This is a genomic window from Roseovarius salinarum (assembly GCF_002834145.1).
GTDB lineage: Bacteria > Pseudomonadota > Alphaproteobacteria > Rhodobacterales > Rhodobacteraceae > Roseovarius > Roseovarius salinarum.
The window spans coordinates 16,755-32,546 of the sequence record NZ_PHNT01000022.1 but is presented as its reverse complement, the minus strand read 5'-3'; the positions used below and the strand labels follow the sequence as shown (position 1 = coordinate 32,546).

At 65.6% G+C, this 15,792-nt stretch carries 9 protein-coding genes and 1 pseudogene; 1 reads left to right on the top strand and 9 read right to left on the bottom strand.

What is annotated here, in order from left to right:
- Both CEF10_RS15430 and CEF10_RS15425 read right to left on the bottom strand, forming a co-directional pair.
- Positions 1-188, bottom strand: a pseudogene (locus CEF10_RS15430) (4-amino-4-deoxychorismate lyase); the annotation flags it as partial.
- Positions 143-1,267 carry an aminodeoxychorismate synthase component I gene (locus tag CEF10_RS15425; protein WP_101069070.1) on the bottom strand — a complete coding sequence of 375 codons (1,125 nt, stop codon included), beginning with the start codon at positions 1,265-1,267 and terminating at the stop codon, positions 143-145. The gene CEF10_RS15425 and the pseudogene CEF10_RS15430, both read right to left, overlap by 46 nt.
- Before the next feature lie 180 nt (positions 1,268-1,447).
- Between CEF10_RS15425 and carB the strand changes: the two genes are divergently transcribed.
- Complete coding sequence (carB, locus tag CEF10_RS15420; RefSeq protein ID WP_101069074.1) at positions 1,448-4,804, top strand: carbamoyl-phosphate synthase large subunit; 3,357 nt, start codon at positions 1,448-1,450, stop codon at positions 4,802-4,804.
- A 435-nt stretch (positions 4,805-5,239) separates the two neighbouring features.
- Here the strand turns inward: carB and CEF10_RS15415 are convergent, their stop codons facing one another.
- From CEF10_RS15415 to CEF10_RS15385, 7 genes are all read right to left on the bottom strand, one after another.
- A complete protein-coding gene (locus CEF10_RS15415) occupies positions 5,240-6,922 on the bottom strand; it encodes an ABC transporter ATP-binding protein (RefSeq protein WP_101069069.1) in 1,683 nt (560 codons plus the stop codon).
- 5 nt (positions 6,923-6,927) lie between these two features.
- The gene (locus CEF10_RS15410) at positions 6,928-7,989 is read right to left on the bottom strand and encodes an ABC transporter permease (protein ID WP_101069068.1); all 1,062 of its coding nucleotides are present in this window, start codon (positions 7,987-7,989) and stop codon (positions 6,928-6,930) included.
- Positions 7,990-8,001: 12 nt separating this feature from the next.
- On the bottom strand, positions 8,002-8,958 hold the full coding sequence (locus CEF10_RS15405; RefSeq protein ID WP_101069067.1) for an ABC transporter permease: 957 nt from the start codon (positions 8,956-8,958) through the stop codon (positions 8,002-8,004).
- A 216-nt stretch (positions 8,959-9,174) separates the two neighbouring features.
- Positions 9,175-10,782: an ABC transporter substrate-binding protein gene (locus CEF10_RS15400; RefSeq protein ID WP_101069066.1), complete on the bottom strand. Its 1,608-nt coding sequence runs from the start codon at positions 10,780-10,782 to the stop codon at positions 9,175-9,177.
- Between the two features lie 338 nt (positions 10,783-11,120).
- Complete coding sequence (locus CEF10_RS15395; protein WP_101069065.1) at positions 11,121-12,722, bottom strand: ABC transporter substrate-binding protein; 1,602 nt, start codon at positions 12,720-12,722, stop codon at positions 11,121-11,123.
- Between the two features lie 229 nt (positions 12,723-12,951).
- Positions 12,952-14,268 carry a replication-associated recombination protein A gene (locus tag CEF10_RS15390; protein ID WP_101069064.1) on the bottom strand — a complete coding sequence of 439 codons (1,317 nt, stop codon included), beginning with the start codon at positions 14,266-14,268 and terminating at the stop codon, positions 12,952-12,954.
- A 3-nt stretch (positions 14,269-14,271) separates the two neighbouring features.
- Positions 14,272-15,651, bottom strand: a complete 1,380-nt coding sequence (locus tag CEF10_RS15385) for a Do family serine endopeptidase (RefSeq protein WP_101069063.1) — start codon at positions 15,649-15,651, stop codon at positions 14,272-14,274.
- Positions 15,652-15,792 lie beyond the last annotated feature (141 nt).

The window sequence follows — 15,792 nt, the reverse complement described above, 5'->3', positions numbered from 1 at the left end:
CCGCCCGAGCGCGGCAACGCGTCCAGCGCGGCCTCGACGCCGCGCGGCGCGATGCCCAGCCGCCGCGCGGTCGCCCGCAGCCGGGCAAGGTGCCTCTCGCCGCGCACGGCGCCGGTGCCGGGCTCCCAGCGGAAGGTCTCGATCAGGCGAAAGTCCGGGTCAGGCGGCGGGCGAAGCTGGCTTTCCAAAGCGCCTCCTCGTATTCGCTGGCGGCGGTGCTGTCGTAGACGACGCCGCCGCCCACGCCCAGCGTGGCGCGGTCGTCCTCTTGCATCAGGGTGCGGATGGCGACGTTGAATTCCGAGCGGCCGTCGGGCGCCGCCCAGCCTATGGTGCCGCAATAGATGTCGCGCGCCCGCGGCTCCAGTTCGGCGAGGATCTGCATCGCCCGGATCTTCGGTGCCCCGGTGATCGAGCCACAGGGAAACAGTGCGCGGAAGATGTCGCCCAACCCGGTCGAAGGCTGCAGCCGCGCCGCCACGCGCGACGTCATCTGGTGCACGGTTTCGTAGCTTTCCACCGAGAACAGCGCCGGCACCTCCACGCTGCCGGGGCGGCTGATGCGCGACAGGTCGTTGCGCAGCAGGTCCACGATCATCAGGTTCTCGGCCCGGTTCTTCTCGTCGCTGGCGAGGAAGGCGCGGCGGCGGGCGTCCTCTGCCGGGTCGGCGCTGCGCGGCTGCGTGCCCTTCATCGGCGCGGTTTCGATCCGCCCGGCGGTATCGGTGCGGAAGAACAGCTCGGGCGAGCGCGACAGGATCGCCGGCAACCCCGGCTGATCTATCAGCGCGCCGTAGCGGACCGGCTGGATCCGCGACAGCGCGGCATAGAGCGACGGCGCGTCGCCGCGAACGGTCATGGTAATCGGGAAGGTCAGGTTGGCCTGGTAGATGTCGCCGGCGCAGATGTAGCGGTGCACCTGCCGGAAAGCCGCGGCATAGGCCGCACCGTCCCAGGCCGGCTCGATCTGCTCGGCGGAAGCCGGCGCCGGGTCCGGTTGCACGTGCGGCGCAGGGCCGTCGTAGACACCGAAGTGCAGAAGCGGCAGGCGGCGGTCGGCCGGCATGCACGCGTGCAGGCGGGGCTCCAGCGCGTGGCCGAGTTCGTAGCTGGCGTAACCCGCCAGCCATGCGCCCGCTGCGCGCGCGTCGTCCAGGGCACCCAGCGCACCGGGCACCTCATCGGCCTGCCAGGCCGTGATGTGCCGGACCGGGCCGGCGAAGCGGCACGACTGTCCGTCAGGGCCATGATCGAAGCGAATCTGCACGGGCGTCCTTTCTTCTGCGGTCCCCGCAACCTAGGGCGGCGCGCGCGGAGTTACAGCCCAAAAGCGGCCCTTGCGCCCGGATTTGCGATCCCCCTTGCACAGGCGCGTGTCATAGATATAACCCGCAACAATTTGCGCACCGCCCTTTCGTCGGTGCCCAAGCTTGCCCCGGGGATCACCATGCCGAAAAGAGACGATATCGAGTCCATCATGATCATCGGGGCCGGCCCGATCATCATCGGCCAGGCCTGCGAGTTCGACTACTCCGGCGCCCAGGCGTGCAAGGCCCTGCGCGAGGAAGGATACCGCGTCATCCTCGTCAACTCCAACCCCGCGACGATCATGACCGACCCGGGGCTGGCCGACGCGACCTACATCGAGCCGATCACCCCGGAAACCGTCGCCAAGATCATCGAGAAGGAACGCCCCGACGCGCTTCTGCCCACGATGGGCGGGCAAACCGGGTTGAACACCGCGCTGGCGGTGGCCGACATGGGCGTTCTTGACAGGTTCGGCGTCGAGTTGATCGGAGCCAACCGCGAGGCCATCGAGATGGCCGAGGACCGCCGCCTGTTCCGTGAGGCGATGGACCGGCTGGGCATCGAGAACCCCGCCGCCACCATCGCCAACAACATGGACGAGGCGATGGCGGCGATCGAGCACGTGGGCCTGCCCGCGATCATCCGGCCCGCCTATACCCTGGGAGGCACCGGCGGCGGCGTGGCCTACAACCGCGACGACTACGAACATTACTGCAAGTCGGGGCTCGATGCCTCGCCCGTCAGCCAGATCCTGATCGACGAATCCCTTCTGGGCTGGAAGGAATTCGAGATGGAGGTCGTCCGCGACAAGGCGGACAACGCGATCATCGTGTGTTCCATCGAGAACGTGGACCCGATGGGCGTGCACACCGGCGATTCGATCACCGTCGCGCCCGCGCTGACGCTGACCGACAAGGAATACCAGATGATGCGCAACGGCTCGATCGCCGTGCTGCGCGAGATCGGGGTGGAGACCGGCGGCTCCAACGTCCAGTGGGCGATCAACCCGGAGAACGGCCGCATGGTGGTGATCGAGATGAACCCGCGTGTCAGCCGCTCTTCCGCGCTGGCCTCGAAGGCGACGGGCTTTCCCATCGCCAAGATCGCCGCCAAGCTCGCCGTGGGTTACACGCTCGACGAGTTGGACAACGACATCACGAAGGTCACGCCGGCCTCGTTCGAGCCCTCAATCGACTACGTCGTCACCAAGATCCCGCGTTTTGCCTTCGAGAAGTTCCCGGGCTCGCAGCATAACCTGACGACCTCGATGAAATCGGTGGGCGAGGGCATGGCAATCGGCCGCACGATCCACGAATCGATGCAGAAGGCCCTTTCGAGCATGGAGACGGGCCTGTCGGGATTCGACGAGATCGAGATCCCGGGCGTGGCCGACCTGCGCTCGGACGGGGCCCCGGACAAGGCCGCGCTGATCAAGGCGCTCAGCCAGCAGACACCGAACCGGCTGCGCACCATTGCGCAGGCCATGCGCCACGGGCTCACCGATTCCGAGATCCAGGGCGCCACCGCCTACGACCCCTGGTTCCTGTCGCGTATCCGCGAGATCGTCGAGGCCGAGGCCGACGTGCGGGAAACTGGCCTGCCCAGCGACGCCGCGGGGCTGCGCCGTCTGAAGATGATGGGCTTCACCGATGCGCGGCTGGCAATGCTCACCGGCTTTACCGAGGCCGACGTGCGCCGCACCCGGCAGGGTCAGGGTCTGCACCCGGTGTTCAAGCGTATCGACACCTGCGCGGCCGAATTCGAAGCCCAGACGCCATACATGTATTCCACCTACGAGGCGCCCGTGATGGGCGAGGCGGAGTGCGAGGCCCGCCCGTCGGACCGCAAGAAGGTCGTGATCCTGGGCGGCGGGCCGAACCGCATCGGCCAGGGGATCGAGTTCGACTACTGCTGCTGCCACGCGTGTTTCGCGCTGACCGAAGCAGGCTACGAAACGATCATGGTCAACTGCAACCCCGAGACCGTCTCGACCGACTACGACACCTCCGACAGGCTGTACTTCGAGCCGCTGACGCTGGAAACCGTGCTGGAGATCCTGCGCGTGGAACAGGAAAACGGCACGCTTCACGGTGTGATCGTCCAGTTCGGGGGCCAGACACCGCTGAAGCTCGCCCGCGCGCTGGAAGCCGAAGGAATCCCGATCCTGGGCACCGCGCCGGACGCCATCGACCTGGCCGAGGATCGCGAGCGTTTCCAGGCACTGGTCAACCAGCTCGGCCTGAAACAGCCCAAGAACGGCATCGCCAGTTCCGACACGCAGGCTCTGGCCATCGCCGAGGACATCGGCTTCCCGCTCGTGATCCGGCCCTCCTACGTCCTCGGGGGGCGCGCCATGGAGATCGTGCGCGACATGCCACACCTCGAACGCTACATCGACGAGGCGGTCGTGGTGTCGGGCGAAAGCCCTGTGCTTCTGGACGGCTACCTTGCCGGCGCCATCGAATGCGACGTGGACGCGCTGTGCGACGGACGCGAGGTCCATGTCGCCGGGATCATGCAACACATCGAGGAAGCCGGGGTCCACTCGGGCGATTCCGCCTGTTCGCTGCCGCCCTATTCGCTGGATGCCGAAACCGTCGAGGAAATCAAGCGCCAGACCGAGGCGCTTGCGCTGGCGCTCGACGTGCGCGGCCTGATGAACGTGCAATTCGCGGTGCAAGGGCGCGACATCTTTCTCATCGAGGTCAATCCCCGGGCCAGCCGGACCGTGCCCTTCGTGGCGAAGGCAACCGATTCGGCCATCGCGTCGATCGCGGCAAGGCTGATGGCGGGCGAGCCGATGTCGCATTTCCCGCATCGCGGCCCCTACCCCGAGAATGCGCGCCCCGGCACTCTTCCCATGGCCGACCAGAGCACGCTCGCGGACCCGAACATGCCGTGGTTCTCGGTCAAGGAGGCGGTTCTGCCCTTCGCGCGGTTCCCCGGCGTCGACACCATCCTCGGCCCCGAGATGCGCTCGACCGGCGAGGTGATGGGGTGGGACGTGTCGTTCCCGCGTGCCTTCCTCAAGGCGCAGATGGGGGCCGGCACCGATCTGCCGGAAAGCGGGGCGGTATTTTTCTCGATTCGTGACGAGGACAAGAACGAAAAACTGGCGGAAACGGCGAAGGTCCTGACCGGGATGGGCTTTTCAATCGTTGCCACGCGCGGGACCGCGGCCTTTCTGGAAAACCAGGGAATCGGTTGCGAGGTCGTCAACAAGGTCTACGAAGGCAGGCCCAACATCGTCGACATGCTCAAGGACGGGCGAATCGCGCTTGTGATGAACACGACAGAGGGGGCCCAGGCCGTCGAGGACAGCCGCGACATCCGGTCTGTTGCGCTCTACGACAAGATACCCTATTTCACCACCGCGGCCGCGGCGCATGCCGCGGCACTCGCCATCAAGGCACGGCTGGAAGGCGAACTCGGTGTTATGCCGCTTCAGGGCACGCGGAGCACCGCGCGCGCCACTGGGAAAGAGCCAACAGCCTGATACGCCGGCCTTTTTCCCGGCCGTGGCAAAAACCGCGATGCAGCCATGAATTTTCGCCAAGGCGGATTTGTGCGGAGTGCATGAATTTCTTTGCATTTTGCGTTTGCGCCGGTGCGGTTTTTGACTAAATGACACTCAGGACACATTGAGTGTCCTGCAAGACCGCAACCCCCTCGAATTCAGGAGGCAGATATGACTCGCGACGAGCTGAACCGCGAACTCCGTATGCATAGTGCTTCCTGGCCGGCGGTTCTCATCATGTATGGGCTCATCCTTGGCCTGATGATCCTGTCCGCGATGTCCATCACCTGATCCAGGACGCACAAAGCAATCAAACCGGGCCCCTTCGCCCGGTTGCCTTTGCCAGGTGCAAAAAAACTGGCGGCGGAAGGCCTGCGCCCTCCGCCGCTTCTTTTTTTTCGTGCCGACCGTCCGTCAGGTGCTGACTTTCGGGTCGTCCGTGTCGATCTGCTGGGATGCCGCGTCGCCGACGTTGTCGACCCCGCGCTCCTCCAACAGCGTGGTCAGCCAGTTGGGGTCCATCTCCGGCACCGACGACAGAAGAAGGTCGGTGTAGGGATGGTGCGGCGGCGTGAACATGTCTTCCTTGGGGCCCTGTTCGACCACCTTGCCGTGTTGCATCACCACGACCTCGTCGGCGATGGACCGTACCGTCGCCAGATCGTGCGTGATGAACATGTAGGACAGATTGAGTTCCTGCTGCAGCCGGTCGAGAAGCCTCAGGATTCCCTCGGCCACGAGCTGGTCAAGCGCGCTGGTCACCTCGTCGCAGATGATGAAACTGGGTTCGGCGGCCAGCGCCCGCGCAATGCCGATCCGCTGTTTCTGACCGCCCGACAGTTCCGGCGGGTAGCGGTAATAGAACTGCGACGGCTCCAGTTCGATCAGGTCCAGCAACTCGTCCACGCGGTTCTTCAACGCGGCGCCCTTCAGCCCGCCATAGAACTGCGCCGGTCGCCCGATGATCTCCCGGATCTGGACCTTGGGATTCAGCGCGGTGTCCGCCATCTGGTAGATCATCTGCGCCTGACGCAACTGGTCCTTGGTCCGGTCGCGGTAGTTGGGCGGCAGCGTTTCACCCTTGAACTGGATCTGGCCTTTCATCGGCGGCAGCAGCCCGGTGATGCAGCGCGCCACCGTCGACTTGCCCGAGCCGGACTCGCCCACCACAGCCACGGTCATGCCCTCGTAGATGTCGAAGGACACGTCGTCGAGTACCTTATCGCCGCCGGTATAGGCGGCGTCGACGTTCTGGACGGACACCAGGGGCTCGGCGCCCTTGGGCCGCGATTTCTGGTCGCGCTTGAAACTGCGGACCGCCCAGAGGCTCTTGGTATAGTCCTCCTTCGGGTTCTTCAGCATCTCCTCGGTGGGCGCCTGCTCGACTTCCTCGCCCTTGAGCAACACCTTGATCGTGTCGGCCATCTGCGCCACGACCGCGAGGTCGTGGGTGATGTAGATCGCCGCGGTATTGTACTCGTCGACAATGTCACGGATCGCGGCGAGCACCTCGATCTGCGTCGTCACGTCGAGCGCGGTGGTCGGCTCGTCGAAGATGATCAGGTCCGGCCGGCAGGCCATGGCCATCGCCGTCATCGCCCGCTGCAGCTGACCGCCCGACACCTGGTGCGGATAGCGGAAACCGATCTCCTCCGGGTTGGGCAGACGCAACTTCTCGTAAAGCTGCATCGCGTCTTCCTGCGCCTCGAGCCGCTTCTGGATGCGGTACTGGATCGGCGCCTCGGTGTGCTGGTCGATGATCTTGTGCGCCGGGTTGAAGGACGCCGCCGCGGACTGCGCAACGTAAGCGATGCGCGAGCCGCGCAGCGCGCGCTTTTCCTCTTCGGTCGCGGTGCTCAACTCCATCCCGTCGAACTCGATCGAGCCCCCCGAGATGCGCGTACCGTCCCGGGCGTAGCCCATCGCGGCGGCGCCGATCGTGGACTTGCCCGCGCCCGATTCGCCGATCAGGCCCATCACCTCGCCCTTGTGGAGGGTCAGGTCGACACCCTTGATGATGTCGACCCAGCGCTCTTCCGAGTACCCCTGGATCTGGAGGTCATGGATTTCCAGCAGAACTTCGTTCTTCTTGCTCATGTCGATTACTCCTTCAGTCCGGAGGACCGGTGCAGCATCCAGTCGACCACGAAGTTGACCGCGACGGTCAACAGGGCGATCGCCGCCGCCGGGATCAGCGGCGTGATGTCACCGAACGAGATCAGTGTCGCGTTTTCGCGCACCATCGAGCCCCAGTCCGCCGTCGGCGGCTGGATGCCCAGGCCAAGGAACGACAGGCCCGCCACCAGCAGGAACACGAAGCAGAACTCGAGCCCGAATTCCGCCACCAGCGGCGCGGTCGAGTTCGGCAGGATCTCCTTGCGGATCAGGTACCACGTGCCCTCGCCGCGCAGCTTCGCAGCCTCGATGTAGTCCATCACCACGACGTTGCCAGCCACTGCGCGCGTCAGGCGGAACACCCGCGGCGCGTAGATGACGGCCACCGCGCCGATGATGACGGGGATCGAGGGGCCGAAGATCGACAGCATCAGCAGCGCGAAGATCAGCGACGGGATCGACATGATCACGTCGGCGATGCGGCCCATCAACTGGTCGAACCAGCCCCCCTTGGTCGCGGCGAGCAAGCCCGCGATCGCGCCGAGGAGGAAGGCCAGAACGGTGGCCGCCAACGCCAGCCCGACCGAGTTGCGCGTACCGTAGACGATACGGCTGAAGATGTCGCGGCCCAGTTGGTCCGCGCCCAGCAGCATGGTGTCGTCCGCCGGCGCGAAGGCCGACGCGATGACCTCGGCCTCGCCGTGCGGCGCGATCAGGGGGGCGAAGATGCCCATCACCAGGTAGGTGAAGATCACGAACATGCCGAAGGCCGCCGTGAGCGGCGCGGTCTTGAACTCCTTGGACGCCTCCCCCGGCAGGATCTGCACGAGGAATTCGCGGAAACCGTAGGCCGTCATGCCTGCCAGCAGGATCAGCGCGGCGGCGCCGGTCACGAACCACAGCGCAGACACCCCGCCCACGATGCCGATGATGAAGGACACCAGCGTCAGGGTGAACAGCAGCATGAACAGCGACCGCTTGTTGAAATATGCCGCGAGGCACGAGGCGCCGAGTAGCAGGGCGTAGTAGCCGATAACGAAAATGCTCATCTCTCTACTCCCTTACTTCGGATGCCGCAGGCGCGGGTTGGTCAGGATGGCGCCAACGTCTGCCGCGAGGTTGAGCAGGATGAAGGTGGCCGCGAAGATCAGGCAGCAGGCCTGAACAACCGGGAAGTCGCGCTTCGACACGGCGTCGACCAGCGCCTGGCCGATGCCGGGGTAGACGAAAACCACCTCGACCAGAACGACACCGGTGATGAGGTATGCGAGGTTCAGCGCGACAACGTTGATGATCGGCGCCCATGCGTTGGGCAGAGCGTGCTTCACGATCACCCGCCACGGTGGCACCCCCTTCAGCCGTGCCATTTCGATATAGGGCGAGGCCAGCAGGTTGATGATCGCCGCCCGCGTCATCCGCATCATGTGCGCGGTGACCACCAGGACCAGCGTCAAGGCCGGCAGGAAGGTCCGGTTCAGCAACTCCCAGGTCCCCATGTCCTCGCTCAGGCTGGAGATCGCCGGAAAGGCGCCCATGTTCACTGCGAAATAGAGGATCAGGATGTAGCCGAGGAAGAACTCGGGGCTGGAGATCGCCGACAGCGTGGCGACGTTGGCAACCCGGTCGAAGATCGAGTTGCGCAGCAGCGCGACGATGATGCCCAGCACGATCGCGAAGGGCACGGCGATGACCGCGGCGTAGGTCGCCAGGAACAGCGTGTTCATGAACCGCGGTCCGATCGTCGCGGTCACGCTTTCGCCGGTCACGATCGAGTTTCCGAAGTTGAACTGCACCGCGCCGCCAAGCCACTCGAGGTAGCGGACGATCGCGGGCTTATCGAGCCCCATTTCCTTGCGCAGCGCGGCGACGTTTTCCTCCGTCGCCCCCTGCCCCAGAACGGCCTGCGCGATGTCGCCTGGCAGCAGCTCGACCATGAAGAAGATGATGATCGAGATAATGAAAAGTATCAGCAGTCCGAGACCGAGTCGCTTTGCAACGAGCGATAGAATGTCTCCCATCTGTCCCTCCAGTTTCTGCCCCGGTCCGCGGCACCCTATGGGTGCGCCACGAGCGGCACGGCAGATTCTCTTGCCGTTTCCCGGACAGCATTTTTAGGCGGCGGTCTGCGGGAAGCGGCCTGTTGGTTCGGGAACCGCGTGCGGCGCATCGGCCGCCCCGGCCCAAACAGCGAAGGCCCGGCGCGTGTTCCGCGCCGGGCCCGTTCCGTCAGGTCATCAGGCGAACCACCAGCGGCTGCAGGCGCGGGCGCCGTCCATCTGCCAGCTCGGCGCGAGGTTCTCTCCGTGCTGGACGTTCTTGCGCCGCGCGTAGACGAAGTTGGTGAAGATCGGGATCACCGTGCCCCCGTCGTTGCGGGCCAGCAGCGCCATCTCGCGGTACATCTCCGCGCGCTTGGCGTCGTCCAGCTCCGCCTTGGCCTTGACCAGGAGTTCGTTGAACCGGTCGTTTTCCCAATGGCTCTCGTTCCAGGCCGCATCTTCCTTGTAGGCCAGGCTGTACATCACGTCGGGCGTCGGGCGGGCGCCCCACTGCACCATGCACCAAGGCTTTTTCAGCCAGACATCGGAGTAGTAGCCATCGTTGGGTTCACGCTTGACGTTGATGGTGATGCCCGACTGCTTGGCCTGTTCGGAGTACAGAACCGCCATGTCGACGGCACCCGAGACGACAGAGTCGGCGGTGTGCAGCGTGACCTCCAGCCCTTCGGCCCCGGCCTTCTTGAGCAGGGACTTGGCCTTTTCCGGATCGTATTCCCGCTGCGGGATGTCATCGGGCCAGTAGGGCATCGCCGGCGAATGGTGGAAATCGTTGCCCAGCGACGCCGTGCCGAAGAAGATCTTGTCGATGATCTCCTGGCGGTCCATCGACAGCTTCAGCGCGTTGCGCACGTTCACGTCATCGAACGGCGCCTGGTCGCAGAACATCGGGTGCGTGACCGTGGCGGCCGAGGGCACCTCGTCAATTGCGATGTTGGGATCGCGCTGCAGCAGCGACTTGGTCTTCAATTCGATCTGCGTCACCGCGTCGACGTCGCCGGTGACCAGTGCGGTCTGGCGCGCGTTCGGGTCGTTCAGGACGGTGATCGTGACCTTGTCGAAATAAGCGCCGTCGAGGTGCCAACCGTCGTGGCGCTCGAGCTCGTAGTTCACGCCCATCTCGGCGTTGACAAGGCGGTAGGGGCCGCAGCCGTCACCGGAACGCCAGTCAATCGAGCCATCCTCATTGGCCGGGCAGATCGCGAGGTGATAGTCGGTCATCAGCCAGGGCAGGTCGGCGTTGCCACCCGCCATCTTGACGGTGATCGAATTGTCGCCGTTGTCGACGATCTCCTCGATGTCCGACACCAGGGCCGCGGCCGCCGACGTCGTGTCCTCTCCACGGTGGTGGTTGAGCGACGCGACCACGTCGTTCGCCGTCACCTTGCGCCCGCTGTGGAACGTGGCGTTCGGGTTCAGCTTGAAGGTCCATTCCTTCGCGTCCGGCGTGGCAGACCATTCGCTGGCCACGTCCGGCCCGAGCGAGCCGTCGGGTTCGATCAGCGTCAGGTAGCTGCGGAAGGTATGCGCCAGCTGGATCATCGAGAACGACACGTAAGTGCCGGGGTCATGCGTGTCCGAGGTATTCCCGTCATGCGCGCCGAGGCGGAAATGCCCGCCGCTCTTGGGCTGGGCCTTGGCCGAGGTGGCCCACAGCCCGGTCGCGGCGGAGGCGGTCATGCCGGCCGCGAGCGAGTAGTTCATGAACGACCGGCGGGAAATCCTGCCCTCTCGGGCGGCCTCTGCCAGCCGGTCGATGAGAATCTGATCCTTGACCTTTGTCATGATGTCTCCCTGTGCGTTGGTCAGTTTTGTGTTGGAGCTGTCGGTCGAAGCCCTCTCGTCAAAAGCTTCCATCCCATGGATTTCTGTGGGCAGCCTGAATGCGACATAATATTACAAAAACACGAAATCCGCCACGCATCTACCCTCTTGTGGGGGGACTCACGATTTTTTTTAGCCCGACCCGGTAGATAACCGCGCTTTGCGCCCCCCGGTCGCCGCCCGGGAGAGAATCGCCCGGACAAGGAATGTCGCCACCGAAAAAGGCGGCCGACAATCGCCGGCCGCCTTCGCGTGTTCGCATCGCGGCGCCGGACAGGCCGGCGCCGTGTCATGCCTGCTTATGCGAACCACCAGCGGCTCGGTGCGCGGGCGCCGTCGCCTTCCCAGCTGGCCGCCAGCTGGCCGCTGTGCTGCACGTTGCTGCGCCGCGCGTAGACGAAGTTGTTGAAGAACGGGATGATCGTGCCGCCGTCGTTGCGCATCAGCATGCACATCTCGCGGTACATCTCGGCGCGCTTGGCGTCGTCCAGTTCGCCCTTGGCCTCGAGCAGCAGCTTGTTGAACCGCTCGTTCTGCCAGCGGCTCTCGTTCCAGTCAGCGTCGGACTTGTAGGCCAGCGTGAACATCACGTCCGGCGTCGGGCGCGCGCCCCACGACACGGCGGTGAAGGATTCCTTCAGCCAGACATCGGAATAGTAGCCGTCGTTCGGTTCTCGCACGACCTTGACGTCGATGCCCGCCGCCTTGGCGTGTTCGGAAAACAGCACGCACATGTCCACCGCGCCCGAGAAGACGCTGTCGGCGGTGTGAATGTCCACCGAAAGGTTTTCCATGCCCGCCTTCTTGAGCAGCGACTTGGCCTTGTCGGGGTCGTATTCGCGCTGCGGGATGTCGTCGGGATGATACGGCTGCACCGGTGACAGGTGGAAGTCGTTGCCGATGGTGGCGGCGCCGAAGGCGATCTTGTCGATGATTTCCTCGCGGTTGATCGACAGTTTCAGCGCGTTGCGCACGTTCACGTCGTCGAACGGCGCGGTGTCGCAGAACATCGGCATGGTGATCGCCGCGCCGGAGGGCACGTTGTCCACGGTGATGTCCGGGTTGCGCTCGAGCAGCGACTTCGTCTTGAGGTCGATCAGGGAAACCGCGTCGACATCGCCGGTGACAAGCGCGGTCTGCCGCGCGTTCGGATCGTTGAGCACCAGTATCTTCACGGCGTCGAAATAGGCGCCTTCGCCGTGCCAGCCCTCGTGACGCTCCAGATCCCACTGCACGCCCCATTCGCCATCGACGATCTTGTAGGGGCCGGAACCGTCGCCGGACTGCCAGTCGATGCTGCCGTCGTCGTTCGCCGGGCAGATGGCGAGGTGATAGTCCGTCATCAGCCACGGCAGGTCGGCGTTGCCGCGTGCCAGCGTCACGACGACGGCGTTCTCGCCGTCAGCCTTCACCTCGGTCACGTCGGTAAGCAGCGATTTCGCCGCGGAGGTCGTGTCTTCGCCGCGGTGGTGATTGATCGAGGCGACCACGTCGTTCGCGGTGACCGGCTTGCCGCTGTGGAACGTGGCATCCGGATGCAGTTCAAAGGTCCACTCGGCCGCGTCGGGCGTGGCTTCCCAGTTGATCGCGAGATCAGGCCCGAGCGAGTTGTCCGGGTTGATCATCGTCAGATACGACCGGTACTGGTGCGCCAGATAGATCTGCTGGCGCGAAACGTATGTCCCCGGATCGTGCGTGTCGGACGTGTTGCCGTCGTGGATGCCCCAGCGGAAGGTGCCGCCGCGCTTGGGCTGCGCGGCCGCCTGCTTCGTCCACAGGCCCGTGGCCGTCGTTGCCGTCACGCCGGCCGCCATTGCCGTCGACATGAAATCGCGGCGGGAAATGCGGCCCTTGCGGGCCTCGGCCGCGAGCTTGTCGAGCAGTTCCTGTTTCGTCTTCATCTATTACCTCCCGGAAAAATTCCTGGTTTCGGGCGCTGCACACTCCGCGCCGGGTTGTCCGGAACGGCGGCCGCGCGCGCCGTCCCGTCCGGCTCTGATGTGTCCAGGCCAGTCGGGCGGCGCTGGGAATGAAAACACGAAAATCGCCTTCCCGCTACCCTCGGCCTGCAATTTTCCCGCATCCGAACGATTCGACACGTCCCAAGGGATTGATCCGCCGGGCCGTCGTTCAACGCCGGCGGTCGCGCAGCGCCGCGAAATAATCCAGGCGCTTCTTCAGTTCGCGTTCGAATCCGCGTTCCACGGGTTGGTAAAGCACCGGGCGTTTCATTCCCTCGGGGAAATAGTTCTGCCCGGAAAACCCGTCCTCGGCGTCGTGGTCATAGGCGTAGCCCGCGCCGTATCCCTGCTCCTTCATCAGGCCGGTGGGGGCGTTCAGGATATGCTTTGGTGGCGGTTCCGAGCCGGTCTTCTTCGCCGACCGCGCCGCGGCCTTGAAGGCCGCGTAGCCCGCGTTCGACTTGGGCGCCAGCGCGAGGTAGATCACCGCCTGCGCGAGGGCGAGCTCACCCTCCGGGCTGCCAAGGCGTTCGTAGGTTTCCCAAGACCGGAGGCACACCACCTGCGCCTGCGGATCGGCAAGGCCGATGTCCTCGACGGCCATCCGCGTGATCCGCCGCGCGAGGTAACGGGGATCCTCGCCCCCCTCCAGCATCCGCGCCAGCCAGTACAGCGCGGCATCCGGGTCCGACCCGCGCACCGACTTGTGCAGGGCCGAGATCAGGTTGTAACGTTCGTCCCCCGACTTGTCGTATTTCGCCGCCCGGCGCATGAGCCGCGCCTGCAACGCCTGGGTGTCCAGGGGCTCGGGCGCGTCCCACGCGGCGATCTGTTCGATCAGGTTCAACAGGGCACGACCGTCCCCGTCGGACATTTCCAGCAGCGCCTCGCGCGCCGGGCCATCCAGTGGCAGCGCGCGGCCCAGCTCCGCCTCGGCGCGCTGCGCCAGCCGCTCGAGGTCGGCCAGGGAAAGACGCTCGAGCACTAGAACCTGCGCCCGCGACAGCAGGGCGGCGTTCAACTCGAAGCTGGGGTTCTCGGTGGTGGCGCCCACGAGAAGGACCGTCCCGTCCTCCATGTAGGGCAGGAAACCGTCCTGCTGGGCCTTGTTGAAGCGGTGGATCTCGTCGACGAACAGCAGGGTGCCCTGCCCGCCCGAGCGCCGGTGGCGGGCCTCGTCGAAGACTTTCTTGAGCTCCGCCACGCCGGTGAAGATCGCGCTGACCTGCACGAAATGCAGGTCGGTCTCGCGCGCCAGGAGCCGGGCGATGGTCGTCTTGCCCACGCCGGGCGGCCCCCAGAAGATCAGCGACGACAGGCTGCCCGCCGCCAGCATGCCGCCCAACGGCCCTTCCGGGCCAAGAACCTGTTCCTGGCCGATGACGTCATCCAGCGCGCCCGGCCGCAGCCGGTCGGCCAAGGGGCGGGGCGCGCCCTCCGGCGCATTGTCGGCCGTGGTGCCGGCCTGGTCGAACAGATCAGCCATCGCTCAGAGCCGGTAGCGCATGACGGCGCGACGGTCTCCGCGCCGGATCTCGAGCGCAAGCCGCCCCTCAACCCGCTGCAGAAGCCGCGAAAGCGCCTCGGTGTCTTCCACGGAGGTGCCGTTGACCGACAGCACGATGTCGCCGGGGCGCAGGCCGGCGCGCCGCCCGACCGGGCCGGGATCGTCCACCAGAACACCGCGGGCGTTCAGCGACAGGTCCCTGTCGGCGATGATTTTCGGGTTGACGGTCGAGATCGTCATTCCGGGGATGACCGCGTTGCGCCCGGTTTCCATCTTTGCGCGCGGCGGGTCGTTCGGCGGCGCGATCAGGTCGACCGACACCTTCTCGGTGGTGCCGTCGCGAACGCGGGTGACGGTGGCACTGGCCCCGATCCCGGAGACGGTCATGCGAAAGGACATCTCGGCGGGGGTGTTCACGGGCTCGCCGTCGACGGCGGTGATGACATCGCCCGCCCGGAACCCGGCCGCGGCGAAGGCGCTTGCGGGATGAACCTGCGAAACCACCATGCCGCCGGGCCGGGACAATCCCAGGCCTTCCGCCATGTCGGCGGTCACCGGCTGGCCGTTGAGCCCCGCCCAGGGACGGCGGAAGCTGTCGTTGCCCGCGCGCGCCTGGTCAAGGAACTGCGCCACAAGCGCCGACGGAATGGCGAAGCCGATCCCGTTGGAGCCGCCCGAGCGACTGAGGATCGCGGTGTTCACCCCGATGAGCCGGCCGTTGACGTCCACCAGCGCCCCGCCCGAGTTGCCCGGATTGATCGGCGCGTCGGTCTGGATGAAATAACCCCGCGCGTCGCCCGTGGCCGTGCCCGACCGTGCCAGCCCCGACACGATCCCGCTGCTGACCGTCTGGCCGACACCGAAGGGGTTGCCGATGGCCAACACCAGTTCACCCACTTGCACGGTGTCGCTGTCGCGCAGCTCAAGCGCCGGCATGCCCTGTGCGCCGTCGAGCCTGAGCACCGCGAGGTCGCTTTCCTCGTCGGCCAGCACCACCTCGGCGGAGAATTCGCGCCGATCGTTGAGCACCACGCGGATGTCCGTCGCCTGCCCGACAACGTGGTAGTTGGAGACCAGGAGACCGTCCTGCGACAGGATCACACCGGACCCCAGAGAGTTCTGCACGCGTTTTCGGGGCGTGCCGAAATCGCGAAACAGGTCCTGAAAGAAGGGATCATTGCGGAACGGGCTGACGCGCACGTTCACGATGCGCTTGGCGTAGATGTTCACGACCGCCGGGGCGGCGCGTTCAACCACCGGGGTGAAGCCCTTGCGGATCTCGGCCCGGTCTTGCGGCACCTGCATTTCCGCGGCGGCCGGTCCGGCGAACCCGAGAAGAAGGATGCAAAGTGCACGGATCATGGTGCTTGCCTCCACGTGACCTGGGACCTGTGATCGAGGATATGCGGAGCGCCGCGGGCCAATGCAAGCGGCATGAACGACAAGGACCCCCGCCATAAAGGCGAGGGCCCCTTTTTCAGACGGTACTGACGGGGCGGCCCC